Source organism: Paractinoplanes bogorensis (genome assembly GCF_018829635.1).
In the GTDB taxonomy this organism is placed as follows: domain Bacteria; phylum Actinomycetota; class Actinomycetes; order Mycobacteriales; family Micromonosporaceae; genus Actinoplanes; species Actinoplanes bogorensis.
Genome location: NZ_JAHKKG010000003.1, coordinates 52,656 through 78,434, shown reverse-complemented (window position 1 = coordinate 78,434; position 25,779 = coordinate 52,656). Strand labels below are relative to the sequence as shown.

23 protein-coding genes and 1 pseudogene are annotated in these 25,779 nt (G+C 71.4%); 19 read left to right on the top strand and 5 right to left on the bottom strand.

The window, feature by feature from the left end:
* On the bottom strand, window positions 1-1,575 hold the full coding sequence (locus tag KOI35_RS08975; protein WP_215785623.1) for a hypothetical protein: 1,575 nt from the start codon (window positions 1,573-1,575) through the stop codon (window positions 1-3).
* A 117-nt stretch (window positions 1,576-1,692) separates the two neighbouring features.
* Here KOI35_RS08975 and KOI35_RS08970 point away from each other — a divergent pair, with 117 nt between their 5' ends.
* Both KOI35_RS08970 and KOI35_RS08965 read left to right on the top strand, forming a co-directional pair.
* Window positions 1,693-2,199 (top strand): SigE family RNA polymerase sigma factor, encoded by a 507-nt coding sequence (locus KOI35_RS08970; protein ID WP_215785622.1) that lies wholly within the window; start codon window positions 1,693-1,695, stop codon window positions 2,197-2,199.
* Entirely contained in the window at window positions 2,183-2,770 is a 588-nt protein-coding gene (locus KOI35_RS08965) for a LytR C-terminal domain-containing protein (protein WP_215785621.1), read from the top strand. The genes KOI35_RS08970 and KOI35_RS08965 overlap by 17 nt, the downstream gene beginning before the upstream one ends.
* Window positions 2,771-2,776: 6 nt before the next feature.
* Here KOI35_RS08965 and KOI35_RS08960 read toward each other — a convergent pair whose 3' ends face one another.
* The gene (locus KOI35_RS08960; RefSeq protein ID WP_215785620.1) at window positions 2,777-4,918 is read right to left on the bottom strand and encodes a substrate-binding and GGDEF domain-containing protein; all 2,142 of its coding nucleotides are present in this window, start codon (window positions 4,916-4,918) and stop codon (window positions 2,777-2,779) included.
* A 44-nt stretch (window positions 4,919-4,962) separates the two neighbouring features.
* Between KOI35_RS08960 and KOI35_RS08955 the strand changes: the two genes are divergently transcribed.
* A complete protein-coding gene (locus KOI35_RS08955) occupies window positions 4,963-5,976 on the top strand; it encodes a LacI family DNA-binding transcriptional regulator (RefSeq protein ID WP_215785619.1) in 1,014 nt (337 codons plus the stop codon).
* Here KOI35_RS08955 and KOI35_RS08950 read toward each other — a convergent pair.
* From KOI35_RS08950 to KOI35_RS08940, 3 genes are read right to left on the bottom strand one after another with little or no spacing between them, the layout of a single operon-like run.
* Window positions 5,945-6,256 carry a thioredoxin family protein gene (locus tag KOI35_RS08950; protein WP_215785618.1) on the bottom strand — a complete coding sequence of 104 codons (312 nt, stop codon included), beginning with the start codon at window positions 6,254-6,256 and terminating at the stop codon, window positions 5,945-5,947. The genes KOI35_RS08955 and KOI35_RS08950 overlap by 32 nt on opposite strands.
* Window positions 6,253-6,843: a carboxymuconolactone decarboxylase family protein gene (locus tag KOI35_RS08945; protein WP_215785617.1), complete on the bottom strand. Its 591-nt coding sequence runs from the start codon at window positions 6,841-6,843 to the stop codon at window positions 6,253-6,255. The genes KOI35_RS08950 and KOI35_RS08945 overlap by 4 nt, the downstream gene beginning before the upstream one ends.
* Window positions 6,844-6,902: 59 nt before the next feature.
* Window positions 6,903-8,351, bottom strand: coding sequence for an alkaline phosphatase PhoX (locus KOI35_RS08940; RefSeq protein ID WP_215785616.1), 1,449 nt, complete (start codon window positions 8,349-8,351; stop codon window positions 6,903-6,905).
* 501 nt (window positions 8,352-8,852) lie between these two features.
* On the opposite strand from KOI35_RS08940, the gene KOI35_RS08935 reads away from it, so the two are divergent.
* The 16 genes and pseudogenes from KOI35_RS08935 to KOI35_RS08860 all read left to right on the top strand — a co-directional run.
* On the top strand, window positions 8,853-9,995 hold the full coding sequence (locus tag KOI35_RS08935; RefSeq protein WP_215785615.1) for an ROK family transcriptional regulator: 1,143 nt from the start codon (window positions 8,853-8,855) through the stop codon (window positions 9,993-9,995).
* A gap of 169 nt (window positions 9,996-10,164) precedes the next feature.
* On the top strand, window positions 10,165-11,454 hold the full coding sequence (locus KOI35_RS08930) for an ABC transporter substrate-binding protein (RefSeq protein WP_215785614.1): 1,290 nt from the start codon (window positions 10,165-10,167) through the stop codon (window positions 11,452-11,454).
* A gap of 53 nt (window positions 11,455-11,507) precedes the next feature.
* On the top strand, window positions 11,508-12,404 hold the full coding sequence (locus KOI35_RS08925) for a carbohydrate ABC transporter permease (protein WP_215785613.1): 897 nt from the start codon (window positions 11,508-11,510) through the stop codon (window positions 12,402-12,404).
* Entirely contained in the window at window positions 12,401-13,297 is an 897-nt protein-coding gene (locus KOI35_RS08920; protein ID WP_246612852.1) for a carbohydrate ABC transporter permease, read from the top strand. Before KOI35_RS08925 ends, KOI35_RS08920 begins: the two co-directional genes overlap by 4 nt.
* Before the next feature lie 13 nt (window positions 13,298-13,310).
* Window positions 13,311-14,279: an aldo/keto reductase gene (locus tag KOI35_RS08915; protein WP_215785612.1), complete on the top strand. Its 969-nt coding sequence runs from the start codon at window positions 13,311-13,313 to the stop codon at window positions 14,277-14,279.
* Window positions 14,280-14,295: 16 nt separating this feature from the next.
* Window positions 14,296-14,910: a cupin domain-containing protein gene (locus tag KOI35_RS08910; RefSeq protein WP_215785611.1), complete on the top strand. Its 615-nt coding sequence runs from the start codon at window positions 14,296-14,298 to the stop codon at window positions 14,908-14,910.
* Window positions 14,907-16,040 carry a Tm-1-like ATP-binding domain-containing protein gene (locus KOI35_RS08905; RefSeq protein ID WP_215785610.1) on the top strand — a complete coding sequence of 378 codons (1,134 nt, stop codon included), beginning with the start codon at window positions 14,907-14,909 and terminating at the stop codon, window positions 16,038-16,040. Before KOI35_RS08910 ends, KOI35_RS08905 begins: the two co-directional genes overlap by 4 nt.
* Window positions 16,027-16,866 (top strand): phosphoenolpyruvate hydrolase family protein, encoded by an 840-nt coding sequence (locus KOI35_RS08900; protein WP_215785609.1) that lies wholly within the window; start codon window positions 16,027-16,029, stop codon window positions 16,864-16,866. The genes KOI35_RS08905 and KOI35_RS08900 overlap by 14 nt, the downstream gene beginning before the upstream one ends.
* Window positions 16,863-17,966, top strand: a complete 1,104-nt coding sequence (locus KOI35_RS08895) for a mandelate racemase/muconate lactonizing enzyme family protein (protein WP_215785608.1) — start codon at window positions 16,863-16,865, stop codon at window positions 17,964-17,966. The genes KOI35_RS08900 and KOI35_RS08895 overlap by 4 nt, the downstream gene beginning before the upstream one ends.
* Window positions 17,963-18,844, top strand: coding sequence for a dihydrodipicolinate synthase family protein (locus KOI35_RS08890; protein ID WP_215785607.1), 882 nt, complete (start codon window positions 17,963-17,965; stop codon window positions 18,842-18,844). The genes KOI35_RS08895 and KOI35_RS08890 overlap by 4 nt, the downstream gene beginning before the upstream one ends.
* On the top strand, window positions 18,841-19,713 hold the full coding sequence (locus tag KOI35_RS08885) for a VOC family protein (protein WP_215785606.1): 873 nt from the start codon (window positions 18,841-18,843) through the stop codon (window positions 19,711-19,713). The genes KOI35_RS08890 and KOI35_RS08885 overlap by 4 nt, the downstream gene beginning before the upstream one ends.
* Window positions 19,714-19,734: 21 nt before the next feature.
* Window positions 19,735-20,106 carry a BlaI/MecI/CopY family transcriptional regulator gene (locus tag KOI35_RS08880; RefSeq protein ID WP_215785605.1) on the top strand — a complete coding sequence of 124 codons (372 nt, stop codon included), beginning with the start codon at window positions 19,735-19,737 and terminating at the stop codon, window positions 20,104-20,106.
* A gap of 49 nt (window positions 20,107-20,155) precedes the next feature.
* Entirely contained in the window at window positions 20,156-20,680 is a 525-nt protein-coding gene (locus KOI35_RS08875) for a PadR family transcriptional regulator (protein WP_215785604.1), read from the top strand.
* Window positions 20,677-21,354 carry an ABC transporter ATP-binding protein gene (locus KOI35_RS08870; RefSeq protein ID WP_215785603.1) on the top strand — a complete coding sequence of 226 codons (678 nt, stop codon included), beginning with the start codon at window positions 20,677-20,679 and terminating at the stop codon, window positions 21,352-21,354. The genes KOI35_RS08875 and KOI35_RS08870 overlap by 4 nt, the downstream gene beginning before the upstream one ends.
* A complete protein-coding gene (locus tag KOI35_RS08865; protein WP_215785602.1) occupies window positions 21,351-23,486 on the top strand; it encodes an ABC transporter permease in 2,136 nt (711 codons plus the stop codon). The genes KOI35_RS08870 and KOI35_RS08865 overlap by 4 nt, the downstream gene beginning before the upstream one ends.
* A 117-nt stretch (window positions 23,487-23,603) precedes the next feature.
* Window positions 23,604-25,382, top strand: a pseudogene (locus KOI35_RS08860) (HAD-IC family P-type ATPase); the annotation flags it as partial.
* Window positions 25,383-25,779 lie beyond the last annotated feature (397 nt).

The window sequence follows — 25,779 nt, the reverse complement described above, 5'->3', positions numbered from 1 at the left end:
TCAGTCGGCCACGACGGTCACGACGAGCGGACCGCCGGGAATCGGTCGCTCACCGCCGTTCCGGTCACCCCACTGGCTGGACATCTCGGCGTCGTCGGAGAGGGAGAAGCCGATCGTGTACTCCCCGGCCTCCAGTCGGCGGGTCGGGTACACACCCAGGTGGTAGACCCCATTGCCCTCGTAGTCGTGGAGTCCGCCCGACGCTCCGCCGACCGTCTCGCCCGCGATGTCGTAGAGCGTCGCGTAGTAGCCCGACACCTCGGCGAACTCGTCCAGTTCGACCGTGACGTCGAAGCCGATGCGCGACCCGTCCTGCGTCTCCTGCTGCGTCCAGGTCGACTTGGGGAGCCGCGCCGACAGCACGACCGGCGGCTTGTTGTCCGGCACCGGCCGGATGAACAGGTTGAGGTTGGGGGCGCCGTAATCCGTGCCGTAGAGCGCGACATTGCCCGCGCCGTCGGTCAGCTTGACGCCCTCGATGTGACAGCTGCCGTTGTAGCCGGCGGGCATGACGATCGAGACCGCCACCGAGCCGTCCTCGCGCACCACCGGTGTGCGGGACACCTGCGTGCACGAGGGCACGATGACGTCGACCGTGGCGAGCCCCTCGACCGCACCGTGCGGGGTCAGCACGAGCTCGGTCGTCGCATTCTGACGCCAGTTGTTGACCTGCGCCTCGGTGAGCGCGAAGCCGGACGCGCTGACCTTGTCGTTGCGGCTGACCACGATCGGGGCCAGCCCGAACGACGTCTCGGTCCGGGTGTTGCCATACATGTCGGTCAGGTCGACCCGCGCGACCTGCCATGCGCCCGACGCGGAACCACCCGGCACGACGACCGCCGCCGTGCAGGTCGGGAAGGCCGTGCTCCAGATGGCCTCGTCGCCGCACAACGTCTGCGTCCCGGACTTGGTCAGCTGGAACGTGGTGGACAGACGCGTCCCGCCCGGCCCGGCGAGAGTGAGCTTGCCCCGCTTGAAGGCGGTCTCGTCGTTGATATGCATCCGGTAGCGCAGCGTGACCCCGGAGCCGTCGTCGTAGACCGCGCGTTTCTGGTTGTAGTCGAGGAAGATCTGCTGGAGGACCGGTCCGTTGGTGTCAACGGCCTGGGTCACGGTCAGCGTGGCCGGGCCCGGGTCCTTCACCGTCCGCGCGTGGGCCAGGTCGTCGGCGACGGTCAGCTTGGTGACCCGCCAGACCGTCGCGGGCTCGGCCGCATAGCGCGGCACCTCGAACCGGTAGGCATAGGTCGACTCCTGGGGCGTGCCCGAGCCGTAGACATCCGAACCCGGCCGCAGGTCGTACGTGATCGCGCGCGGCTGACCGATCTGCACATCACCCGAGTACTGACGCATCTCGACCACGCCACTGATCCGGGCGGCCCGGGCCGCCCGGTTGGTGATCGTCCACGTCAGATCGACGGTCGCGCCGCCCTGACTGACGTCGACCGACGCCCGGTCGAAGGCGATCGACTTGATCTCGAGCGCCGGCGCCGCGACGGCCGGCGGGGCGATCGAGAGGACGACCGCGGCGGTGGCCACGGTCGTGAGGAGCGCACGCAGGCGCCAGGAAGTCATGTGTTCCCCCGTCAATCAAGATCTCTCGATGAGATCGTGCGCAGAGGATAGCCAGGCCGTACGACAAAAATGAGCCCGGCATGTAACCGGCGGACGGGGAGCGGTGTGTTGAAGGGTGTGCAAGCACAAGCGGGCGACTTCGACACGTTCTACGCCGCGACGGTCCGGCGCGTCGTGCTCTATCTCTACGCCGGTTGCGGCGACCGGGCCGAGGCCCAGGACGTCGCCCAGGAGGCGTTCGCACGGGCCTGGCAGCACTGGCCGAGGGTGTCCGGCTACGACGACCCCGAGGGGTGGGTGCGGTCGGTGGCGTGGCGCCTGATGCTCAACCGCTGGCGCAGCATGCGGCGATGGCTGGCCGCACGGTCGCGTCTGGGGCCGCCGGACGAGACCACCCGCAGCCCGTCGGAGGACCGGGTCGCCGTCGTCGCCGCGCTGCAACGCCTGCCGAAAGCGCAACGCCAGGTGATCGCCCTGCACTACCTGCTGGACATGGCGGTCAACGACATCGCCGCGAGCACCGGAGTCCCCGCCGGGACGGTCAAGGTGCAGCTCTCGAGGGCCCGCGCGACCCTCGCCCACCTGCTGAACGACGAGGAGACCACTGATGTCCGGACTTCCTGAGCGCCTGCGCGAGCTGGAGGCCGAGATCCACGACATGCCGGTCGCGCCCGCTGCCGACATCCGCGCCCGGGGCCGCAGCCGCCGTCGCCGCCGACTGGCCGCGATCTCCGTGGCGGGAGCCGTCGTGCTGTCCACGGCCGGTGCCGCCCTCGCCTGGCCACAACCACAAAGGACAGAGCAACCCCCGGTTTCCCGTACGGGAATGAGTTGCGCTCTTGCTCTGCCGGACAGCCCGGCCGACGTGAAGGTCCGCGTGCTCGACGGCGGGGCGGGCCGGCTCGGAACCACGGTCACCCAACTGGAGGCACGCGGCTTCACCGTGCTCGGCCGGGCCACCGTCGACACCCCGCCGGCTCCGGTGTCGGTGCATTACGGCCCGGCGGCGATCGGTGCAGCCACCCTGCTACGAGCGGCACTGCATGGCGACAGCGTCATGGTCTTCGAGCCCGACCGGCGCGACGACATCGTCAACCTGGTCCTCGGGCCGGACTTCCAGCGCCTGGCCACCCCGACCGAGCTCAATCAGAACCTGGTGACCGCCGGCGAGCCGACGGCCCCACCGGAGTGCTGAGGCCGATCACGCCGCCGTGATCGGGGACGACCGGCCGGCCGCCTTGGCCCGGTACATGGCCGCGTCGGCCTCCTGCAGGAGGCGCTCGAGCGAGGCCGACGCATCGCCCGAGGCCCAGCCGATGCTGACCCCGACCCGCGCGGTGCGCCCACCCAGGCGGTAGGGCCGCGAGATGGCGACCCGGATCCGGTCGACCAGTTCGGCCAGCTCGGGCCCCTCGGTCAGGTCGTCGAGCAGCACGAGGAACTCGTCCCCGCCGAACCGGGCGGCGATGTCCACGTGGCGCAGGCAGTGCCGGATCCGGTCGGCCACGGCGGCCAGCAGTTCGTCGCCGACGTGGTGCCCGAGGGTGTCGTTGACCCGCTTGAAGCCGTCCAGGTCGAGGAACAGCACGACGAACGGGCGGCCCAGCTCGATGGCGGCCCGCAGCGAGAGGGTGAACGAGGACCGGTTGGGCAGCCCGGTCAGCAGGTCGGAGTGCGCGGCCCGGCGCAACTGTTCGTCGGAGTCGCGCCGGTCGAGGGCGATGGTGAGCAGGGCGGCGCACTGGTTGACCAGGTCGCGGCCGTCCTCGACCCGGTTCTCGACCCGGTCGACCAGGGCCAGCCACCCGCGGTCGCTGTCGGCCACCTTGGCCCGGACGACGAAGGTGGTGTGGTCGAGCCCGGCCGCGCGGACCACCTCGGCCGGCGGGAACGCCTCGACCGTGGTCGGACCGCCGGGCACGGCCGGTCCCGGGGTGCGGCGCCAGCCGGGGGTGCGGTGCAACTGGCCGTCCGGGCCACGCAGCGCGATCGAGCCCGCCACCGCCGGGGTGAGGGCCAGCCAGGACGGGTCGCGCGGGTCGACGTCCCGGCGGTGCAGCAGGGCCGCGCTCAGGGCGTAGCTCGCGCTGATCAGGGACCGCAGGTGCAGCTGATTGCCGAGCTGGGCATGGTTGTTGGCGCGCCCGAGGGTCAGCACGACCTCGAGCACAGCCCGCCCGACCCGGCGGGCCGGTTCCACGTCGTCGATCGGCAGGGTGGCGGCGTACTCCTGCACCGAGCGGCAGATCACGCGCAGGGTCTCGGGGGTCGGCTGCGCGTCGAGCAGAACGCGCAACCGCTCGATCGCCACGGTCATCGCGGAGGTATCGCCCGCCGCGGCGGCGGCCAGGCCCTGGGCGGTCGCCGCGGCCGCCCGCTCGACCGCCCCGGCCCACCGGCCGCCCTGACCGGCCCGCACCGGCACCACCGTGGCCAGCCGGCGGGACAGCCGTTGCCGTTCGTCGTCGGCCTCGAGAACCTGCAGGCTCTCGGCGAAGCTGGTGCAGCCGCACGAGGTGCGGGGCACGAACCGGGCCGACAGCCGCCGCGGCTCGGCCGGCACGTCCTCGCCGCGCATCTGGCGCAGCAGCAGGTCGACCGCGACCCGGCTCATGGCGTCCAGCGGCTGGTCGACGGTGGCCAGCTCGGGCCGGACGAAGGTGGCCATGTCGATGTTGTCGAACCCGGTCAGACTGTAGTCACCGGGGCAGCTGAGCCCGGCCCGGCCCAGCGTCCGCTGCACGCCGACCGCGTTGAGGTCGGTCGCGGCGACGACGGCGTCCGGCCGGCCGTGCCGCAGGAAGTCGTCCACGGTCCAGGTGATGCCGGACTCGACGTTGTTGGTGGCGGCCAGCAACGGACCGGGCTCCAGGCCGTGGTCGCGCAGCGCCGACCGGTACGCCTCGTAGCGCTCCCGCACGTCGGTGACCTCGAGAAACCCGGTGAAGGCGATCCGCCGGCAGCCGTGCTCGCGAACCAGGTGGTCGACCGCGGCCCGCATGCCCGGCCGGTTGTCGGCCAGCACGGTGGGGCTGTCGAGGCCGGTGAGGCTGTGCCCGACCAGCACCACCGGGCGGCCCGAGCGGATGGCCCGCTGCAGGTAGGTCCGGTCGGTGGCGTCGGCGAAGACCGCGAAGCCGCCGATGTGGTCCCACGCGACCGGGGCGTCGAAGGCCGGGTCGCCGCCGTAGACGACCAGGTCGGCGGCCGCGGCCGAGGTCTGCACGGCGATCACCGGGTGGCCGTGCTCGTGGGCGGCGGCGGTCAGCCCGGCGATCAGGGTGCCGTAGTAGGTGCCGCCGACAAAGGGCGCCAGGACGCCCACTGCCTCACCGACGTGCACACCGTCACCATCGGCCGGGTGACGCGGGGGCTTAGGGTGACCGCGTGGGCCGTCTCACTATCAAGGACGTCGCGCGGGCGGCCGGGGTGCACCCGGCGACCGCCTCGCGGGCGCTCAACCCGCTGCTGCCCGGGCGGATCAGTGCCGGGACGACCGAGCGGGTGGCGCGGGCCGCGGCCGAGCTGGGCTACGTGGCCGACCCGGTCGGACGCTCGCTGCGCACCCAGCGCTCGGGCACGGTCGGGGTGCTGGTGCCCGACCTGCTCAACCCGTTCTATCCGCCGGTGCTGCGCGGCGTGCAGGAGGTGCTGCGCGGGCACGGGTTCGAGGCGCTGATCGCCAGCACCGACAACGACCCGGGCCGCGCGGGCGCGCTGCTCGACGTGTTCCGGGGCCGCCGCTGCGAGGGCTACGTGATCGCCTCGGCGAGCCGCCGCGACGACGCGGTCGGCCGGCTGATCGCCGAGGGGGTGCCGGTGGTGCTGGTCAACCGCCTCACCGAGGCCGCCGCGCCCAGTGTGACCAGCGACGACGCCCGGGGCATCGGGCAGGCGGTGCGGCACCTGGCCGAACTCGGCCACACCCGGATCGGGCATCTGGCCGGGCCGTCCGGCATCTCGGTGACGCGGGCCCGCGAGGCGGCCTGGCGGGCCGGGCTGCGCGCGGCCGGTCTCACCCCCGAGCGCTCGTGGGTGGTGCGGGCGGGGCAATACACGGCGTCGGCCGGTGAGCGGGCGTGCGGCACGCTGCTCGACCGGGGCGAGGTGACGGCGATCCTGGCCGGCAACGACATGATCGCCGTCGGCTGTTACGCGGCGTTCGCGGCCCGCGGGCTGAGCTGCCCGGAAGACGTGTCGCTGGTCGGCATCAACAACATGCCCCTGGCCGAGTGGCTGCGGCCGTCGCTGACCACGGTGGCCATCGATCAGGAGGAGCTGGGGGCCCGGGCCGCCCGCCTGCTGCTGGCCCGTCTGGCCGATCCGGCGGCCCGGGTCGGCGACGTCGCGCTGCCGACCGAGCTGGTGGTCAGGCGATCCACGGGTCCAGTTCGGCCCTGAGGGCGGCCTCGGGCCGGAGACCGTGGACCCGATGCACCGGCTCGCCGCCGGAGAAGAGGATGAGGGTGGGCAGCCCCGTGACGGCGTACCGGGAAACGGTTCTGGGGTTGGTGTCGACGTCGACCTGGACGATCGTGGCCCGCCCGGACCATCGGGTGGCGAGCGACTCGAGCACCGGCTCGAGCTGACGGCAGGGCCCGCACCAGTCGGCGCGGAAGTCGACCAGCACCGGACCGCCGGTCAGCACGTCCTCGAAGTCGGTGTCGGTGACGACCCTCATGCCGTACGCCCGAGGGTGGCCGCGACCTCAGGGGCCAGGCCCGCGGTGCCGGTGCTGTCGAGTTCGCCGTGCTTGATGCCGAGCGTCTTGAGGAACTTCTGCTGGCCCATGGTGAGGCCGATGAAGTAGCCGAGCTCGACGATCTCGGGCTCGGTGAAGTGCTCGTGCAGCTGGGCCCAGACCGCGTCGTCGGCCATCAGCGGGTCCCAGGCGATCGCCTCGGCCAGCAGCAGGGCCGCCTTCTCGCGCGGGGAGAACCGGTCCGACGTCCGGAATTCGATGATCTCATCGACCTCGCGCTCGCTCAGGTCGGCCAGGTGTGAACGCTGACCGGCGCAGTAGCCGCAGTCGAGCGTCTTGGCCACGAACAGCCGGGCCAGTTCCTTGACGCTGTGGTCGAGCACGCCGGAGCGGAACACCTGCTGCCACGACTGGTTGAAGGTGCGCAGCACGGCCGGCACATGCGCCCGGATGGCCTGGCTCTCCAGGCGCGGGGTGCCGTAGCGGCGCGAGTCGTCGAGGTAGCCGGCCAGCTCGGGGTCGGTGATCGAATGCGGGTCGACGTAACTGATGCGGGGCACGGGCACCTCCGGCACGATGGTTGGCAAACGATTGCCAACCATCGTGCGCCGTCGGCCCGTCCCGGTCAACCCAGGTATTTCTCCCACGGTCCGGTGATGGCCAGGGTGAGGCCCGGGTCCTGGATGTTGACGAAGAGCACCCGGCCGTCGCCGGTGAAGGCAGGTCCGGTGAACTCCGAATCGTTGAGCTGGTTGCGGGCGATGGCGTAGGTGGGCCCGCCCGGGAACGAGCTCAGCACGTGCGACGCGCCGGCACCGTCCTCGGCCAGCACGAGGCTGCCCCAGGGCGTCACGCTCACGTTGTCCGGGCCGTCGAAGGTCAGGTCGGTGTATTTCGCGGGCGCGCCGTCCTCGGCCGTGGGCTGGTGCGGGAAGTACGTGACGAGCTGGATCGTCTGCTCCCGGTAGTGGTAGAACCAGACCATGCCGTCGTGCGGGGCCGCGTCGGCCGGCAGTTCGCCGTCTTCCCACGCATACGAGTTGACGACATAGACACCCTCGTCGGTGCCCCACACGCCTTCGAACTTGCGCCCGCGCGTCACCTCGTCATTCGCAAATTGTTCCCGTACGGGCGTGGTGCGCGCGTCCCGCTCGGGCACCTCGATCCACTTGACCGGGAACGGCCGCCCGAGCTGGGCCGAGGTCAGATAGGCGACGTCGGGCAGCACCGACCCGTCGTCCATGATGATCTGCATCGCGGCCAGCACACCGGCGTTCGCGGCCAGGCGCGGGAGCATCTTCGGGCCGACCTTGACGCCGCGCGGGGCGGTCCACCGATAGAACAGGCCGTTGGGCTGGTCGGCGTCCTCGGACAGATAGATGTGCGTGCGGTCCCGGTCGATGGCGAGCGCCTCGTGCGCGTACCGGCCGAGGCACTTGATCGGCCGTGGGTCGGCGCTGCCGTCGGCCATGACCTCGAACACGTAGCCGTGATCCTTCTGGAAGGTGCCCGTGCGGCCGCCCTCGGTCCACTTGGCGCCGGCCCGGTCCTCGGTCTCCTCGCAGGTCAGCCAGGTGCCCCACGGGGTCGGGCCGCCGGCGCAGTTGGAGACGGTGCCCGAGATCGCCACGAACTCGCCCAGGTTGCGCCCGGTCCGGTCGGTGGTGATCACCGTGCAGCCGCCGGCGTCGAGCGCGCCCGGGTCGTAGACGGTGCCCTCGACGTGCGGCACGCCGAACTCGGCGCCGGGGTCGTTCTCGTGGTTCTGGATCAGCACGTAGCGCCCGCGACCGGCGTCGAACACGGCCATGCCGTCGTGATCGGACGGAGTGACGCCCTGCCCGTGGTCGAGCTTGGTGGTGCCGGTCCGGGTGACGACGGCGTAACGGAAGCCCGCGGGCAGGGCCAGGACGCCGGCCGGGTCGTCGACGAGCGGCGGGAACGGTGTGCGGCCGGCCGGACCGTGCGGCCGGCCCGGGTGGGCCTGGGCGAGTGAGGGGACGGCTCCGGCTACGGCCAGGCCGACACCGGCGGCGGCACCACCGGCGAGAAAGGTGCGACGTGAGGCAGGCACGCTGAGACTCCTCTTCCACGCGAGCGGGACGCCGAGAAGCCAACCGCCATGGAGGGAAGTCGATGCGCCCTACGCGTGAGGCGGCGGCGATTTCGGGGTGAAGAGTCGATGAGCGATGTCCCGCGTCTGCCGATGTCGTCGCCGACGACGGCTTTCATTTGTGGCAGGTCATAGGCAGGCATGACAGCTCCCGATTGCGGGCGGGCAGGCGGTCGCTCGACCGTCCCAGAAATCCCGGGCCTCGACAAGCCCCTGATCAAGGGCCTGTTCACCGCCGATCGACGGCCACCGGCGACGCACGCCTGGTCGGGCCTGAAAATATGAAATCATTTTATTGATCTCATTCTTTTTCGAGTTCGCGCCATTCGCTATTCGCCCCCGTCAGACCCTTGTATTCGCGCTGCAAGAGTGCCTACAGTCACCGCGTCGACATCGCTGAGATACAAGTCAGACATCAATCAAAAATATGAAGTCAGATTAATGGGAACGGAGGTGTGGGTGATGGAGACCGACGAACGCATCGTCCATCTGGTGACCCACACCGACGGGATCGGCCGGGCGGCGATCGCCGAGGTGCTCGAGCTTCCGGTGCCGACGGTGATGAGCGCGATCACCCGCCTCGTCAAGCGCGGGGTGCTGACCGAGACGGCCGACGCCGAGGGGCGCCGGGGTGTCGGCCGGCGGCCCCGCGTGGTCCGTGTTCCCGGGGCGGCCAACCTGATCGGCGTGCTGGTGGCCGGGCCCGGCCACGTCACGGCCCGGCTCGCCACGTACGGCGGCGAGATCCTGGCCGTGGACAGCCTGCCGCTCGACCCGGGTGACGCCGGGCCCGACGCGATCGCCCCCGGCATCGCGTGGCTGCGGCAGCAGGCCGGCGCCCGCGCGGCGGCGGGCCGGCTGAACTGTGTCGTGGTCGGCGTGCCGACGCCGTTCCAGGCCGGGGTCGGCTCGACCGGGCACCGGGTCGGCAGCGAACCGCAGCAGATGCGCTTCCCCACCTACTTCGAGTCCGACCCGACGAGCGCGCTGGTCGAGCTGGCCGGGGTGCCGGTGCTCATCGAGAACGACGTCAACCTGGCCGCGCTCGGCGAGCGGTCGGTCGGGGCGGGCGCCGAGTTCCCCGACTTCCTCTATCTCAAGCTGTCCGCGCACGGCATCGGGTGCGGACTGTTCTTCGGCGGCCGGCTGGTGCGGGGCGCGACCGGGTACGCCGGCGAGCTGGCCCACGTGCAGGTCGAGGAGAACGGCCGGCTCTGCGCCTGCGGCGGGCGGGGCTGCCTCTCCACCCGCCTCGGACCGGCCCTGCTCGACTCGGTCAGCTCCGCCTACAACCGTCCGATCAGCTTCGACGAGCTCCTCGAACTCGCGGCCGGAGGCGAGATCGGCCCGGCCCGCATCCTGCGCGACGTCGGCCGGCTCATCGGCCGTCCCCTCGCGGACGTCTGCACGGTCATCAATCCCGGCGCGGTCGTCGTCGACACCGGTCTCGGCGGCGCCGACGAGATGATCGCGCAGGGCGTCCGGGAGCAGATGACCACCTTCGCTCCTCCGGTCATCGCCATCTCGACCCGGATCATGCCCAGCGCCCACCCCGGCCACGGTGAGGTGCACGGCGCCATCGCGCTCGCCCGCCAGTCCCGCTGACCCCATTTCCGTACGCCCAGCCTCTCGAAACACATAGGAGAGGCGGCCCCTCCATGCCTCGGTACTGCTGGCCAAGGCCGCCACCTTCACCCACCTGGGCGTCCAGGTGCACCTCTGCGGCGATGTCGCCGTCCCCTCGGAACAACCCCTCACGGAAGGACCCCTCACGATGCGTATCACCAGAAGGAGGATCGTCGCCGCCGCCCTGGCCGGGCTCGTGACGATCTCGTCGGCCGCCTGTTCCTCCGGCTCGCCGGACGACAGCGCGAGCGGTGGCAAGGTCACCCTCGACGTCGGCCTGTTCGGCAGCTTCGGTTTCAAGGAGGCCGGGCTCTACGACGAATACATGAAGCAGCACCCGGACGTCACGATCGTCGAGAACTCGCCGCAGAACGAGACCGACTACTGGAACGCCCTGCAGACGCGGCTGGCCGGCAACAGCGGCCTGGCCGACATCCAGGCGGTCGAGGTCGGCCGGCTGGCCCAGGTGAAGACCAACCTGGCCGGCAAGTTCGCCGACTTCAACCAGTTCGACGACTCGGCCACGTACTACCAGGACTTCCTGCCCTGGAAGCTCGAGCTGGCCAGGACGACCGACGGCAAGCAGGTCGCGGTCGGCACCGACATCGGCCCGATGGGCATGTGCTACAAACCGGCGCTGTTCAAGGCGGCCGGTCTGCCCACCGAACCCGAGGCGGTCGCCCAGCTCTGGCCGAGCTGGGACGCCTACGTCGCCGAGGGCAGGAAGTACGTGGCCCAGGCGGGCGGCAAGTCGACCTGGACGGACAGCGCGGCCGGCGTGTTCCGGGCGGCCATGGGCGGCACCGGTCAGAAGTACACCGACGCGGGCGGCAACCTGATCTACGCCGGCAGCCCGGATGTGGCCACCGCCTACAAGCAGGCCACCGAGGCGGCGCAGGGCAAGGAGACCGCGGCCCTGACCCAGTTCACCGCCGCGTGGAACCAGTCGTTCACCACCGACGCGTACGCCACCCTGGCCTGCCCGGCCTGGATGCTGACCTACATCAAGGGCCAGGCCGGCGACAAGGGATCCGGCCAGTGGGCGGTCACCACCGCTCCGTCGAGCGGCAACGTCGGCGGGGCGTACCTGGCCATTCCGGAGAGCAGCAAGAACAAGGCCGCCGCGTGGGAGCTGATCAAGTTCCTGACCTCGGCCGAGTCGCAGCAGGCGGTGTTCGAGAAGGCCGGCAACTTCCCGACCAACCTGGCCGCCATCGACGCCGTCGCGTCCTACAAGGACCCGTACTTCTCGGACGCCCCCACCGGCAAGATCCTCGGCGACGTGGCCAAGAGCCTGCCCACCCAGGTGATCGGGGCGCACGACAACGACGTGGAGACCGCGCTGATGAACGCGGCCAACGAGGTGGCACAGAAGGGCACCGATCCCACGACCGCGTACGACAGCGCGGTCAAGAGCATCAAGTCCGCGGTCGGCTGATCCGACGGGCGGGGCCGGAGACGGCCCCGCCCCCGCGAAAGGAGGTGCACATCATGTTCATCCGGCTCCGGGGCACCAGCTATCTCTGGCCGTTCGTCCTGCTCTTCGTGATCTTCGGCCTGTTCCCGCTGATCTACTCCGGCTACGTCTCGCTGACCAGCACCAACCTCTACACCCCGGATCAGCTGACCTTCGTCGGCGGCGAGAACTACAGCAAGATCCTGCAGGACGACTACTTCTGGAACGCCCTGCGCAACACCCTGACCCTGGGTTTCCTGGCCATCGTGCCGCAGCTGTTCATCGCGCTCGGCGTGGCCAACCTGCTCAACTACACGCTCAAGCTCAGCACGTTCTGGCGAGTAGCGATCTTCCTTCCGTACGCGACGTCGGTCGCCGCGTCCACGCTGATCTTCGCCCAGCTCTACAGCAAGCAGTACGGCTTCGTGAACAACCTGCTCGGCCACATCGGGCTGCCACCGGTGGACTGGCAGGCCGGCCACTGGAGCTCGCAGATCGCCATCGCCTCGATCGTCACCTGGCGCTGGGTCGGCTACAACTCGCTGATCTACCTGGCCTCGATGCAGTCGATCAGCAACGACCTGTACGAGGCGGCCGAGATCGACGGCGCCTCCCGGTGGCGGCAGTTCCTGACCATCACCGTCCCCGGCATCCGGCCCACCATCCTGTTCACCGCGGTGGTCTCGACCATCGGCGCGATGCAGCTGTTCGTCGAGCCCCTGCTCTACGAGGGCGGCAACACCGGCGTCCAGGGTGGCGTCTCCCGGCAGTACCAGACCCTGACGCTGTACCTGTACCAGCAGGGCTTCAGCTTCTCGCACCTCGGCTACGCGTCGGCCATCGCGTTCAGCATCCTCGCCCTGATCGTGCTGGCCCTGGCCATCGGCTTCGGCCTGGCCCGGGCGTCCCGCACCGTGCGAGGTGCGGCATGACCGTCACCCACCTGCAACGGCCGTCCACGGTCGCCGGCACCCCGGCCAAGCCGACCGGCAGGCCACGCCGCACCACCGGCCGGCACGGCGGCCCGATGGTCTACACGCTGCTGACCATCACCGTCGTGCTGTCGCTGTTCCCGCTCTACTGGATCTTCGTGGCGGCCTCACGGACCAACGCCGAGCTCAACTCGACCACCCCGCCGCTGTTCCCCGGGGCCCGGCTGTTCGGCAACATCCAGGCCGCCACCGAGCAGGCCGCCATCGGCCGGGCGCTGGTGATCAGCCTGGTCGTCAGCCTGGCGGTCGCGCTCGGGGCGGTTGTCACCTCGACCCTGGCCGGCTTCGCGCTGAGCCACCTGCACATCCGCGGGCAACGGCTGTGGATGGCCGGGATCGTCGCCACCATGATGGTCCCGCTGCAGCTCGGCGTGATCCCGCTGTTCATCGTGATGGCCCGGCTCGATCTGGTCGGCAATCCGATCGCGGTGATCCTGCCCTACCTGGCCTCGGCCTTCTGCGTGTTCTTCATGCGGCAGTACCTGGTGACCGCGATGCCGGGCGAGCTGCTGGAGGCGGGCCGGGTCGACGGCGCGTCGACCCGGCGCATCTTCTGGTCGATCGTCTTCCCGATCGCCCGGCCCGGCATGGCCGTGCTCGCCATGCTCACGTTCATGACCAGCTGGAACGAGTTCTTCTGGCCGATCGTGGTGCTCAACGGGGACAACCCGACGACCCAGGTCGCCATCTCCCAGCTCGGCCAGGGCTACGTCCACGACCAGTCGGTGATCCTGGCGGGCACGCTGCTGTGCACCGTCCCGGTCATCGTCGTCTTCGCCGCGCTGGGCCGCCAGATCGTCGGCGGGATCCTGCAAGGCGCCGTCAAGAGCTGAAAGGCGAAAAGCCATGCGTACCAAGCCACTCGGGCGGACCGGACGCGAGGTGTCCGTCATCGGGATGGGCACGGCGTTCCTCGGCCGGCCACCGTCCGAATCCGCCGCGCTCACCGCCGGGGCGTACGAGATCGACCATCAACTGGGCCTGGAGGCGCTCGTCGCCGGGCTGCGGGCCGGGGTCACGCTGATCGACACGGCGCCCTTCTATCGCACCGAGCCGATCGTCGGCGAGGCGCTACGGGCGTCCGGGGTCGACCGGGCCTCGGTGACCGTGATGACCAAGGCCGGGCGGCCCGGCATCGGCGAGTTCGACTTCTCCCGCGACGCGGTGCTGCGCCACGTCGAGGGCAGCCTCGAGCGGCTCGGCCTGGACCACCTCGACGTGGTGTCCATCCACGACGCCGTGCACGAGGACCCCGACTTCATCATGAGCGACAAGGGGGCGTACGGCGGCCTGGCCCAGCTCCGCGACGAGGGCGTGATCGGCGCCGTCGGCACGGCCTGCTACGACCCCGACCTCAACGCCCGCTACATCGCCACCGGCGGGTTCGACACCGCCGTCTGCTCGGCCTCGTGGAGCATGCTCAACCTCACCCTGGCCGACAAGATCCTGCCGGCCGCCCGCGAGCACAACGTCGGCCTGCTCATCGCCGAGCCGCTCGAGCGCGGGCTGCTGGCCGTCGGCGTCGAGCCCGGCCGCGAGTACGCCGACCGCAAGTTCAGCCCGGCCGTCCTGGCCCGGGTCACCGAGATCCAGCAGCTGTGCGCCGAGTACGGGGTGAGCATCCTCGCCGCCGGTCTGCAGTGGCTGGTCCGGGCGGATCAGGTCTCGGCCTCGATCCCCGGTGCCGCCAACGCGAACGAGGCGATCGCCAACGCCGCGGCCGGCGACACCGAGCTGCCCGAGGAGTTCTGGACCCGGCTCGACCCGCTCGTCACGCACTGGCAGCGGGCCGACCTCGGCATCGAAATCAAGTAGAAGGAGCACACCCCTCATGCCCGTGTTCAACCGCGACACCATCAAGAACGCGCCCGACTGGGTGGCCTTCGACGACTTCGAGTTCCTCTATCTGGACCCGCGCGGAGACGCCGCCCCGATCGACGTGCACGTGCCCGGCGCCGAGGGCAGGCGCCAGTTCGTGCTCGTGCTCGGCGGCGGCGTCATCGCCCGCAGCGTCAACGGGTTGCAGAAGCTCGAGCGCACCGGCTGGCTGCACGTCCCCGAGTCGGGCGTGCATCTGGACTCGACCGGTGCCACCGCCCACGGCGACCAGGTGCAGATCCTGCGCGTCACCGGGCAGTGGGACGGCACCCCGCACATCGGCGTGTTCTGGGCCTGGCCCGAGACCCCGCTCGAGATGCACTACCACGACTTCGACGAGTACTGGTTCATCATCCACGGGCACACCGAGGCGTTCACCGACGGCGACCGGCACGAGCTCGTCCCGGGTGACCTGATCGCCACCGCCCGCGGCTACGAGCACGGCATGCCCAAGCCGGGCGAGGCCATCACCGGGGTCGCGTTCGAACCCGAGCTGACCGCCGGCCAGCGCAAGGGCCACCTGCACCGCGACGAGCACGGCGACCCCGTCCCGAGCCGGGCGCTGTGACCGTCCCGCGCATCGCCGTCCTGGCCACCCTGGACACCAAGGGCGCCGAGGCGCGGTACCTGGCCGACCGGATCGCTGCCGCCGGTAGCGATCCGGTGCTGGTCGACACCGCGCTCAGCACCCCGGTGACCGACAAGGGCGCGGCGATGACCGACGCAGCGGAACGGGCGTACGGGGAAATCTCCTCGGGTGGTTTCGCGGCCGCGGTGGCGCTCGGCGGCGGGCAGGGCAGCTGGATCGCCTCGCACGCGTTCCGCCGGCTGCCCGTCGGGTTCCCGCGGCTGCTGGTCACCACGGCCGGGCGCGACGCCGGCCAGTTCACCCGCTACAGCGACATGTTCAGCGTCTTCAGCATCACCGACATCGCCGGGCTCAACCCGCTGCTGACCAAGGTGCTCGACAACGCCGCCCTCGCGGTGCACGGGCTGGCCGGCGCCCGTTCCGTTGCTGCGCAGAACGACCGGCTGGTGGCGATGACCGTCTACGGCATCACCTCGGCCGGGGCCGCGATCGCCCGCGAGGCACTGGGCGAGGCGGGCTGGACCGCGGTCAGCTTCCACGCCAACGGGGTCGGCGGCCCGACCATGGAGGCCCAGCTCGAGACGACCACCTTCGGCGCCGTGCTCGACTGGTCGCCGACCGAGATCGCCGACGACGTGGCCGGCGGGGTCTGCGCCGCCGGTCCGGGCCGGCTGACCACGGCCGGGCGGCTCGGCCTGCCCCAGCTGGTCGTGCCGGGCGGCCTCGACGTGGTGAACTTCGCCGCCCCGGAGACGCTGCCGGCCCGGTTCCGCGGCCGCCGCACCTATGCCCACACCCCCGACGCCACCCTGCTGCGCACCGACGTGGCCGAGAACCAGGCCATCGCCGAGGTGCTGGCCGACCGGCTCAACGCGGCCCGGGGCCCGGTCGCCGTGCTCGTACCGGCGCTGGGTTTCTCGGCCCTGAGCGGCCCCGGCGGCCCGCTGAACGACCCCGGGGCCGACGCCGCCTTCACCGACCGGCTCCGCGCCAAGCTGCGCGACGACATCGCCGTCGAGGTGGCGGAGGCCGACATCAACGATCCCGCGTTCGCCCGCCATGCGGCGCAGCGCCTACTCGCCTTGAGGAACCCCGATGGAACGTACTGAGAAAACCCGGATCTCGATCCTGGCCGACCTGCGGGCCCAGATCGCCGCGGGCAAGCCGGTCCTCGCCGCCGGCTGCAGCGCCGGCATCATCGCCAAGTGCGCCGAGGCGGCCGGCACCGACCTGATCGTCGCCTACAGCACCGGCCGCTCCCGGCTGATGGGCCTGCCCACCACCGACCTGGGCGACTCCAACACGCACACCGTGGCGATGCTGCCCGAGCTCGACAACGTCGTGCGGCACACGCCGATCGTCGGCGGCATGGACATGGCCGACCCGCGCTACCTGCGGGTGTCCCGGCTGATCGACCTGTGGGAGCGGACCGGCTTCAACGGCATCATCAACATGCCGACCAACGGCGACCGCCCCCACTGGGTCAAGGGCCGCAGCGCGGTCGGGCTCGGCCTGGAGCGCGAGGCCCAGGTCGTCGCCCTGGCCCGCGAGCGCGAGATGCTGACCATGGGGTACGCGCTGAGCGCCGACCACGCTCGCCTGCTCTGCGACGCCGGGGTCGACATCCTCGTCCCGCACGCCGGCTGGACCGCGGGCGGCCTGGTCGGGGCGGGCAGCGGACCCGGCCTGGAGGAGGGCGCGGCCTTCGTCCAGGAGATGCTCGAGATCGGCCGGAAGAGCCAACCCGACGTGATCGTGCTGGCCCACGGCGGTCCTTTCGCCGAGCCCGAGCAGACCCTTTTCCTGTACGAACACACCGACGCGCAAGGCTTCGTCGGCGCGTCCAGCATCGAACGGCTGCCGGTCGAGCGCGCGGTCACCGCCGTCGTCCACGGCTTCAAGCAGCAGTCCCTGCGCGCCGGAGCCACGTCATGACCCACACCATCACGGCCATCGAGACCTACCTGGTGTCGGAGCCGGTGCCCGCGGGCATCGCCGACGCCACCCGGGCCGTCGGCGCGGTCGGGTTCACCGTGGTGCGCGTCCGCACCAGCGAGGGGCTCGAGGGCATCGGCTTCACCTACAACGAGGTCGGCGGCGCGGCCACCCGCACGCTGCTCGACACCACGATCGGGCCGGCCCTGATCGGCCGGGACCCCCTCGCGACCGAGGACATCTGGACCGACCTGGTCGGCTATCTGCGCGGGGTCGGCCGCAAGGGGCTGCTCTTCGGGGCGCTGTCGGCGGTCGACGTCGCGCTGTGGGACCTCAAGGGCAAGATCACCGGACTGCCGCTGTTCCGCCTGCTCGGGGGCAGTCAGACCCGGGTTCCCGTGTACGCGAGTGGCGGCTGGACGTCCTACTCGGACCAGCAGCTGCTCGACGAGGTGACCGGCATGCTGAGTTCGGGTTACACGGCCGTCAAGATCAAGGTGGGCGTCGAGGGCGGCACCAACCTTCGTCGTGACGTCCGGCGCGTGACCGCCGTACGGGAAATGGCCGGTCCCGGTGTTCAGATCATGCTGGACGCGAACAACTGCTGGGACGCCGCGCGGGCCATCCAGTTCGCCGGGATGATCCGCGACCTCGACATTCTCTTTCTCGAGGAGCCGGTGATCGCCGACGACATCCCCGGCCTGGCCCGGTTCCGCCGCTCGACCGGCATCCCCCTCGCGACCGGCGAGCACGAGTACACCCGCTACGGCGCCCGCGACCTGATCCGGGCCGAGGCGGCCGACGTCGTGCAGCTCGACGGGGCACGGGCCGGCGGCTACACCGAGATGCTCAAGGTGGCCGCGCTGACCCAGGCCTGGAACCTCAAACTGGCCCCGCACGCCATGGAACACCTGCACCTGCACCTGGTCAGCGCCGCCCCGAACGCGCTGTTCGTGGAACGATTGCTGATGTTCGAGGAGGTCACGCACCGCCTCTTCGCCGGAGCACCGGAACCGGTGGGCGGCTTCCTGACCATCCCCGACCGGCCGGGCCTCGGGCTCGAGCTGGACGAGAGCTATCTGAAGGCGCAACCGTCATGATCGATCTCCGGGGTGGCGTCGTGCCGCCCATCGCGACGCCGCTGACCGAGGCGGGTGAGGTCGACGTGGCCTCGCTGCGCCGCCTGCGCGACCGGCTGATCGGGGCCGGGTGCGCCGGGACGTTCGCGCTCGGCTCGACCGGTGAGGCGGCCTATCTGGACGACCGGGCCCGCCGGACGGTTGTCGACGCGCTGGCCGGCGGGCCCGGACCCCTGCTGGTCGGGCTGGTCGGGACGACCGCGGCCCGGGTGGTCGCCCAGGCGGCCGAGCTGATCGGGCCGGGCGTGGCGGCGGCCGTGGTGACCGGGCCGTTCTACGCGGCGGCGTCCCCGGCCGAGATCGTCCGCCATTTCGAGTACGTGGCGGCGCGGGCCGGCGTGCCCGTGCTGGCCTACAACATCCCGGTCAACACCGGCTACGAGCTGCCGGTCGAGGTGCTGGCCGACCTGATCGCGCGCGAGGTGGTGATCGGGGTCAAGGACAGCTCCCCCGACCTCGACCGACTGGGCGCGCTGATCAAGGAGGTCGGGCCGTCCGATCGGCTCTTCCTCACCGGCTCGGACAGGGGCCTTTCCTCCGCGCTGGCGATCGGCGCCAACGGTGCCGTGGCCGGGCTGGCCAACGTCGCGCCCGAGTTGTTCGTCCGGGCCTTCGACGACGCCGCCGCGGTCCAGCCCACCATCACCACTCTGACCGACCTGTATCGGCCGACGTCTGCGGGCACCGGCCTGAACTCGACGCAGCTCGGCTCGATCAAGACCGCCCTCACCCTGCTCGGGGCGATCGACACCGACCAGGTGAGCCCGCCGATGACCCGCTCCGATCCGGACCGCCGCTCCTATGTCCGCGACGTACTCGATCGGGCGTTCCCGAAATGACCATCACGCACATCGGCATCCTGGTGGCCGACCTCGAATCCGCCCGCGAGCACTGGTCGCGCGCGACCGGATTCCCGTTCAGCCCGATCAGCCGCTATCGGCCGCCGAACTGGAGCGACCACGGCAGCCCCGAGCCCCACCTGCACGACGCCCGGCTCACGTTCTGCCTGGGCGACAACCCGTCGATCGAGATCCTGGAGTTCGTCGGCACCGGCACGCACTCCCCCGGCAAGGGCGAGGGCGGTCACCACCTGTCGTTCCCGCCGCTGGCCGACAACGAGGCCCGCCGCCGCGAACTGGCCGCGGCCGGGCTCGGCATCGACGGCGAGTTCCGGATCGACGGCCGCCTGGTCTTCCAGTTCGCCGAGGCCGGGCCGCTCGACAACGTCTACACCGAATGGGTCGAGGAACATCCCGGTCACCCCGACGTGAAGGACGACCTGTCGCCGGTCGACCGGCTGCCCGACGGCACCAAGGCCCTGTTCGACGTCGCGCTCGGCGGCCGCCGGGAGCCGTCGGGGATCGTCGAGTTCGGCGTCCGCGTCCACGACCTCGGCAAGTCGGTCGCTCTCTGGTCGCGGGTCATCGGGCGGACCTTCTCTTCTTCGGTTTCGTCTTCGTCTTCGGTTTCGTCTTCGGTTTCGTCTTCGGTGAGTCAAGGCCCGGGTGCGGCCGTACGCCTGGTTCCGGCCGGGCAACCGCACGAGCGGCCGGGCCTGTTCTCGGTGACGATGGAGGTGGCCGACCTCGACGCGACGCGCGCCCGGCTGCTCGCGGCCGGCGTGCCGCTCAGCCTGGTGCCGGGGGTGGAGGTCGACGCCGGCTTCCTCAACGGGCTGACGCTCAGGTTCCGCGGCCGTCCGGGTTAACCTTCCCCCGGAGGTCTGCTGATGACGACGAGGGACGGGCGACGCGCCCCGGGCACGCTCGAGGCCGAGGTCATGGCCCTGCTGTGGGACCGTGGCGAGCCGCTCACCACCACCGAGGTGCACGCCGCCCTCGGTGCCGAACTGGCCTACAACACGGTGCAGACGATCCTGATCCGGCTGCACGAGAAGAAGGCCGTCGAGCGGCGCAAGGTGGGCCGCGGCCACGCCTACTGGCCGGTGCAGGACGCCGCCACCGCGGCCGCGTCGCGCATGCAGGCGGCGCTGTCCGGGCTGCCCGACCGGCGGGCCGTGCTGCTGCAGTTCGCCGCGTCGCTCGACGAGTCCGACGCCGAGCAACTTCGGCAGTTGCTCGAGGAGGCGCGCCGCTCCTGACCCCCGACGGCTATATACCCGAGGTATACACCGGGTGTATTGTCGCCTCATGAGCGTTCCCCTGACCCTGCTCGGGCTGCTCGAACGCGAGCCCAGCCACGGCTACGACCTCAAACGCGACTACGACGCCTTCTTCGGCCGCGGCAAACCGCTGCCGTTCGGCCAGGTCTACTCGACGCTGGGACGACTGGCCCGCGACGGCAAGGTGGTCGTCAGCGAGGTCGGCCCGGGCGACGGCCCCGACCGCAAGCGCTACCTGATCACCGAGCGCGGCGCGACCGAGGTCGGGCAGTGGCTGATCGAGCCGGTGGAGCCCGAGCCCCATCTGCAGACGGTCCTCTTCGCCAAGGTCGTGCTCGCGCTCATGCTCGACCGGCCGGCCGAGGAATATCTGGACACCCAGCGCGCCGCCCACCTGCAGCGGATGCGCGAGCTCACCGAGATCAAGCGCAGCAGCAGCCTGGTCGACGGCCTGCTCGCCGACCACGGGCTCTTCCACCTCGAGGCCGACCTGCGCTGGATCGAGACGACCGGCGCCCGGCTCGACGCCCTGCGCAAGGCGGTGCGGCCATGACCATCCTCGAAGCCCGCGACCTGGAGTTCTCGTTCGGCTCGACGCCCGCCCTGCGCGGCGCGAGCCTCGAGATCGACGCCGGCGAGATCGTCGCCGTGATGGGGCCGAGCGGCTCCGGCAAGTCGACGCTGCTGCACTGCCTGGCCGGCATCCTGGTGCCCGGCGCGGGCGAGGTCGTCCACGACGGCCGGCGGCTCGATTCGCTCTCCGAGGCGCGGCGCAGTGCCCTGCGGCGCGAGCAGTTCGGGTTCGTGTTCCAGTTCGGACAGTTGGTGCCCGAGCTGACCGCGGCCGAAAATGTGGCTCTCCCGTTGATGCTCGGTGGGGTCCGGCGGGCGGCGGCGCTGCGCAGCGCGGCGGGCTGGTTCGACCGGCTCGGCCTCGAAGGACTGGGTGAGCGCCGCTCGGGCGAGCTCTCCGGCGGCCAGGCGCAACGGGTCGCGCTGGCCCGGGCGCTGGTCACCTCGCCCCAGGTGCTGTTCGCCGACGAACCGACCGGCTCGCTCGACTCGCTCACCGGCGAGCAGGTGATGGATCTGATGGTCGGCACGGCCCGCGAGGCCGGCACCACGGTCGTGCTGGTCACCCACGAGCCCCGGGTCGCCGCCTACGCCGACCGCGAGGTCGTGGTCCGCGACGGCCGCGTCACCGCCCCGGCCCGGCTCGCATCGTGATCGGCTTCGGGTTGCGCCTGGCCGTGGCCGGGGGCCGGGAAGCGCTCACCCGACTGGCCGTCATCGCCGCCGCGGTGGCCGTCGGTGCGGCCCTGCTGCTGTCCACCTTCGCCGGCATCAACGCGGTCAACGCCCAGCTCAACCGGGTCGCGGCACTTTATCCGCAGGCCACGGAGGCCGGCGATGGAGCGCAGCCGCTGTGGTGGAGCAGCCGCGACGACTTCTTCCACGGCGAGCAGATCACCCGGATCGACGTCGCCGCCACCGGACCGGATTCACCCGTGCCGACCGGCCTGCCCGCGGTGCCCGCGACCGGCGAATATTACGTCTCGCCGGCGTTGCAACGGGTTCTCGACGCAAACCCCTTGAGTGCCCGCTATCCGGGCCGGGCCGTGGGCACGATCGGCGACGCCGCCCTGCCGTCGCCCGACACGCTGATGCTGTTCGTCGGCCGCCCGGCCGCCGAGGTGGCCGAGCTGCCCCGCGCCGTACCCCTGACCAGCCTCGACGACAGCGCTCCCGGCCTGCCCGAGACCACCGTCGACCTCATCATGAGCGTCATCGTGGCCGGGCTGCTGTTCCCGGTGCTGATCCTGATCGGCACCGCCACCCGGCTCAACGCCGCCCGGCGCGAGCAGCGGTTCGCCGCGATGCGCCTGGTCGGCGCGACACCGAGGCAGATCTCGGCGATCGCGGCGATCGAGTCGGCCGCCGCCGCGCTGGCCGGGACCCTGGTGGGCTTCGGGTTGTTCCTCGCCGTACGGGGCTCGCTCGCGGACATTCCCTTCACCGGCGACCGGTTCTTCCCCGCCGACATCACGCTCACCGTGGCCGACGCACTGATCGTCGCCGTGGGCGTGCCGGTCGGCGCCGCGCTGGCGGCGGGAGTTTCCCTTCATCGCGTACGGGTCTCGCCGCTGGGCATCTCCCGCCGGACCACCCCGCGCCCACCGCGCTGGTACCGGCTGCTCCCGTTGCTGCTCGGTCTCGGCGAACTGGCGTTCTTCCTGGTCGGCCGGCGGCCCGAGACCTCGGACGGGCAGATGGCGGTATTCCTGCCCGGGCTGCTCCTGGTGATGATCGGCCTGCTGGTGGCCGGCCCGCTGCTCACCGCGGGAACCGCCCGGATGCTGGCCCGGCGCTCGAACCGGCCGGCCACCCTGATCGCGGCCCGGCGCCTGGCCGACAACCCGAAGGCCGGGTTCCGGGCGATCAGCGGGATCATGCTGGCCCTGTTCATCACCAGCGCGGCCACCGGCGTGATCACGACGATCATCGCCAACCGCGGACCGGCCCCGATCGGCTCGACCGACAGCGCCGCGGTTTTCCTCTTCACCGAGGGAAAGCCGCTGCCGGCCGCGGGTCTGAGTGCGCTGCCCGGCGTCAAGTCGGTGACCGTGCTGCGCCAGAACCCGGACGACCACGCCTACGAAGGGCTGGTGGCCTGCGGTGAGCTGCCTTCCGCGTACGGGCGGTGTGCCCCGGGTGCCTCGGTCGCGGTGGTGCCGAGCGACCTGATCCCGTACCGGGAAAATGCTGACCCGAACCGGATCTGGGCGGCCTCGTCGGTGACCCTCGACAGCCTGGCGAAACTGCCGACGCAGTCGGTCGTCGTGCTCACCGACGGCTCGGCCACCGCCATCGAACACGCCCGCACCACGCTCGAACAGGCCTTCCCGGCCTACGTGATCCCGCCGACGGTGCCCGGCGACTTCGAGTCCAGCTTCGCCGACACGCTGCGCGGCTGGCAGCAACTGGCCGACGTCGTCATCGTGGCCAGCCTGGCCATCGCCGGGTGCAGCCTGGTGGTCAGCGTGGTCGGCGGGCTGACCGAGCGGAAACGGCCGTTCAGCCTGCTGCGGCTCAGCGGCGCGCCGGTGCGGATGCTGCGCCGGGTGGTCGCCCTCGAGACGGCGGCGCCGCTGCTGGCCGTGGCGGTCACCGCGATCGTCATGGGCTTCCTGGCGGCCGGCCTGTTCCTTCGGGCGCAGATGGGTTACACGCTGATCGCCCCGTCGCCGGGCTACTACCTGATCGTCGCCGCCGGGCTGGCCGCCTGCCTCGCCATCATCGCCTCGACCATGCCCCTGCTCGAGCGCATCACCGGACCGGAGACCGCCCGCAGCGAATGACGGTCCCCCGCGCGGCGCCGCCGTGCCTCGTCCGCGTTCCGGCAGACGCGGCCGGCGCCGGGCCTGCGTTCCGGCAGGAGCGGCCGGTGCCGGGTCGAAACGTGCGAGCATTCGAGGGTGGCGGCGATCTCAGGTCTGACCAGCGCCGAAGCGGCCGAGCGACGGAGACGCGGCGAGGCCAACGTCGCGGCCGGCAAGACCCGCAGCGTGGCCGCGATCCTGCGGGCGAACGTCTTCTCCTTCTTCAACCTGATCCTGTTCGTCATCGGTGCCGCGCTGCTCGCCCTCGGCCGGTACAGCGACGCGCTGATCAGCGTGGGGCTCGGCCTGATCAACGCGGTGCTCAGCGCGGCCCAGGAGATCCGGGCCAAGCGCAAGCTCGACCGGCTGCAACTGCTCGACCGGGCCGGCGTCCGGGTGCTGCGTGACGGCGCCGAGGTCTCGCTCGCGCCCGGGGAGGTCGTCCGAGGGGACCTGCTGCGCATCCGGGCCGGTGATCAGATCGTGGTCGACGGGCCGCTGCTCCCCGGCGACAGCTCGCTGCACTCCGGCGGGCGGGTCGACGTCGACGAGTCGCTTCTCACCGGTGAGTCGGACCCGATCGCCAAGGGGCCCGGTGACGATCTGCGCTCGGGCAGCTTCTGCGTGGCCGGTGACGGTTTCCAGTTGGCCCGTGACGTGGGTGCGCACAGCTACGCGGGCCGGTTGACCGCCGAGGCCCGCCAGGTCAGCACCGACAAGACGCCGCTGCAGCGCCGGGTCGAGTTCGTCGTCCGGCTGGTGATCGCGCTGACCGTCCTGATGAGCGGCGCGATCGTGGCCCAGGCGCTGCTCGAGGGGTTCAGTCTGCTCCGCGTCGTACAGATCACCGCCGTGTTGTCGGGGCTGGTCCCGTACGGGCTGTTCCTGCTGATCGCCGTCGCCTACACCACCGGGGCGGCCGCGCTGGCCGGGCAGGGCGCGCTCGTGCAACAGGTCAACGCGGTCGAGTCGATCAGCAACGTCGACGTGATCTGCACCGACAAGACCGGCACGCTGACCACCGGCCGCCTGACCCTGGACGAGATCGTCCCGCTCGGCTCGCTCACCGCGGACGAGGCGGGGACGGTGCTGGGTTCGTACGCACGAAGCGTCACCACGCCCAACCTGACCACCACGGCGCTGGCGGCGGCTCTGCCGGGCGAGGCCTGGACGGATGTGACCGGCGAGGTGCCGTTCACCTCCGCGACGCGCCGGTCGAGCCTGACGACTCCGGACGGCACATGGGAGCTGGGCGCCGCTGATTCTCTGGGCCCGGAGGTGGCGGTGCGGGCCGCTCGGGGTCTCCGGGTGCTGGCCCTGTCGCGGTCGGGCGAACCGGTGGCCCTGGTCGCGCTGGCCGACGAGTTGCGCCCCGACGTGGCCGCGAGCGTGACCCGTTTCCACGCCGACGGGGTCACCCTCAAAGTGCTGTCCGGCGATGACCCCCGTACGGTAGCCGCTCTTGCCGCCCGCGCCGGCCTGGGCACGGCCGAACCGGTGTCCGGCGCCGAGATCGACGAGCTGGACGACGCGCTCATCGCCCGCACCACGGTGTTCGGCCGGGTCAGTCCCGAACAGAAGGAACGCATCGTCGCCGCCTTACGGCGCCGGGGCCACTACGTCGCGATGATCGGCGACGGCGTGAACGACGCCCGCGCGCTCAAGGCGGCCCAGGTCGGCGTGGCGATGCGCAGCGGCAGCGCGGTCACCCGCGACGTGGCCGACATCGTGCTCACCGACGACTCGTTCGCCGCCCTGCTGCCCGCCCAGCAGCAGGGCCGCCGGATCATCAGCGGGATCGGCGTGTCGATGCACGTCTTTCTGGCCCGGGTCGCCACCCAGGGCATCGTGATCCTGGCCGTGAGCATGCTCGGCATGGGTTTCCCCTACTCCCCCACCCAGGTCGGCCTGACCCTGCTGACGGTGGGCGTGCCGACGTTCTTCCTGACCTTCTGGGCCCGGCCGGTGCCGCCGGACAAACACCTGCTCGGCAACCTGGCCCGCTTCGTCATCCCCGCCGCCGTGGTGACGGCCGGATTCGGCACGGCGATCTACGCCTACCTCTACCAGCTGATCACCACGGGCTTCACCTCCGGGCGGATCCCGGCCGACAGCTACGCCGCCTTCGAGAAATACACGGGCTTGTCCTCGACCGATTCCGGCTTCACCGCCGCGGCCGCCGCCGTCGGCGCCCAGACCGGACTGTCCACCTTCTACTGCCTGGCCTCGTTCATCCTGATCCTGTTCCTGGCGCCGCCGGCGCGCTTCTTCG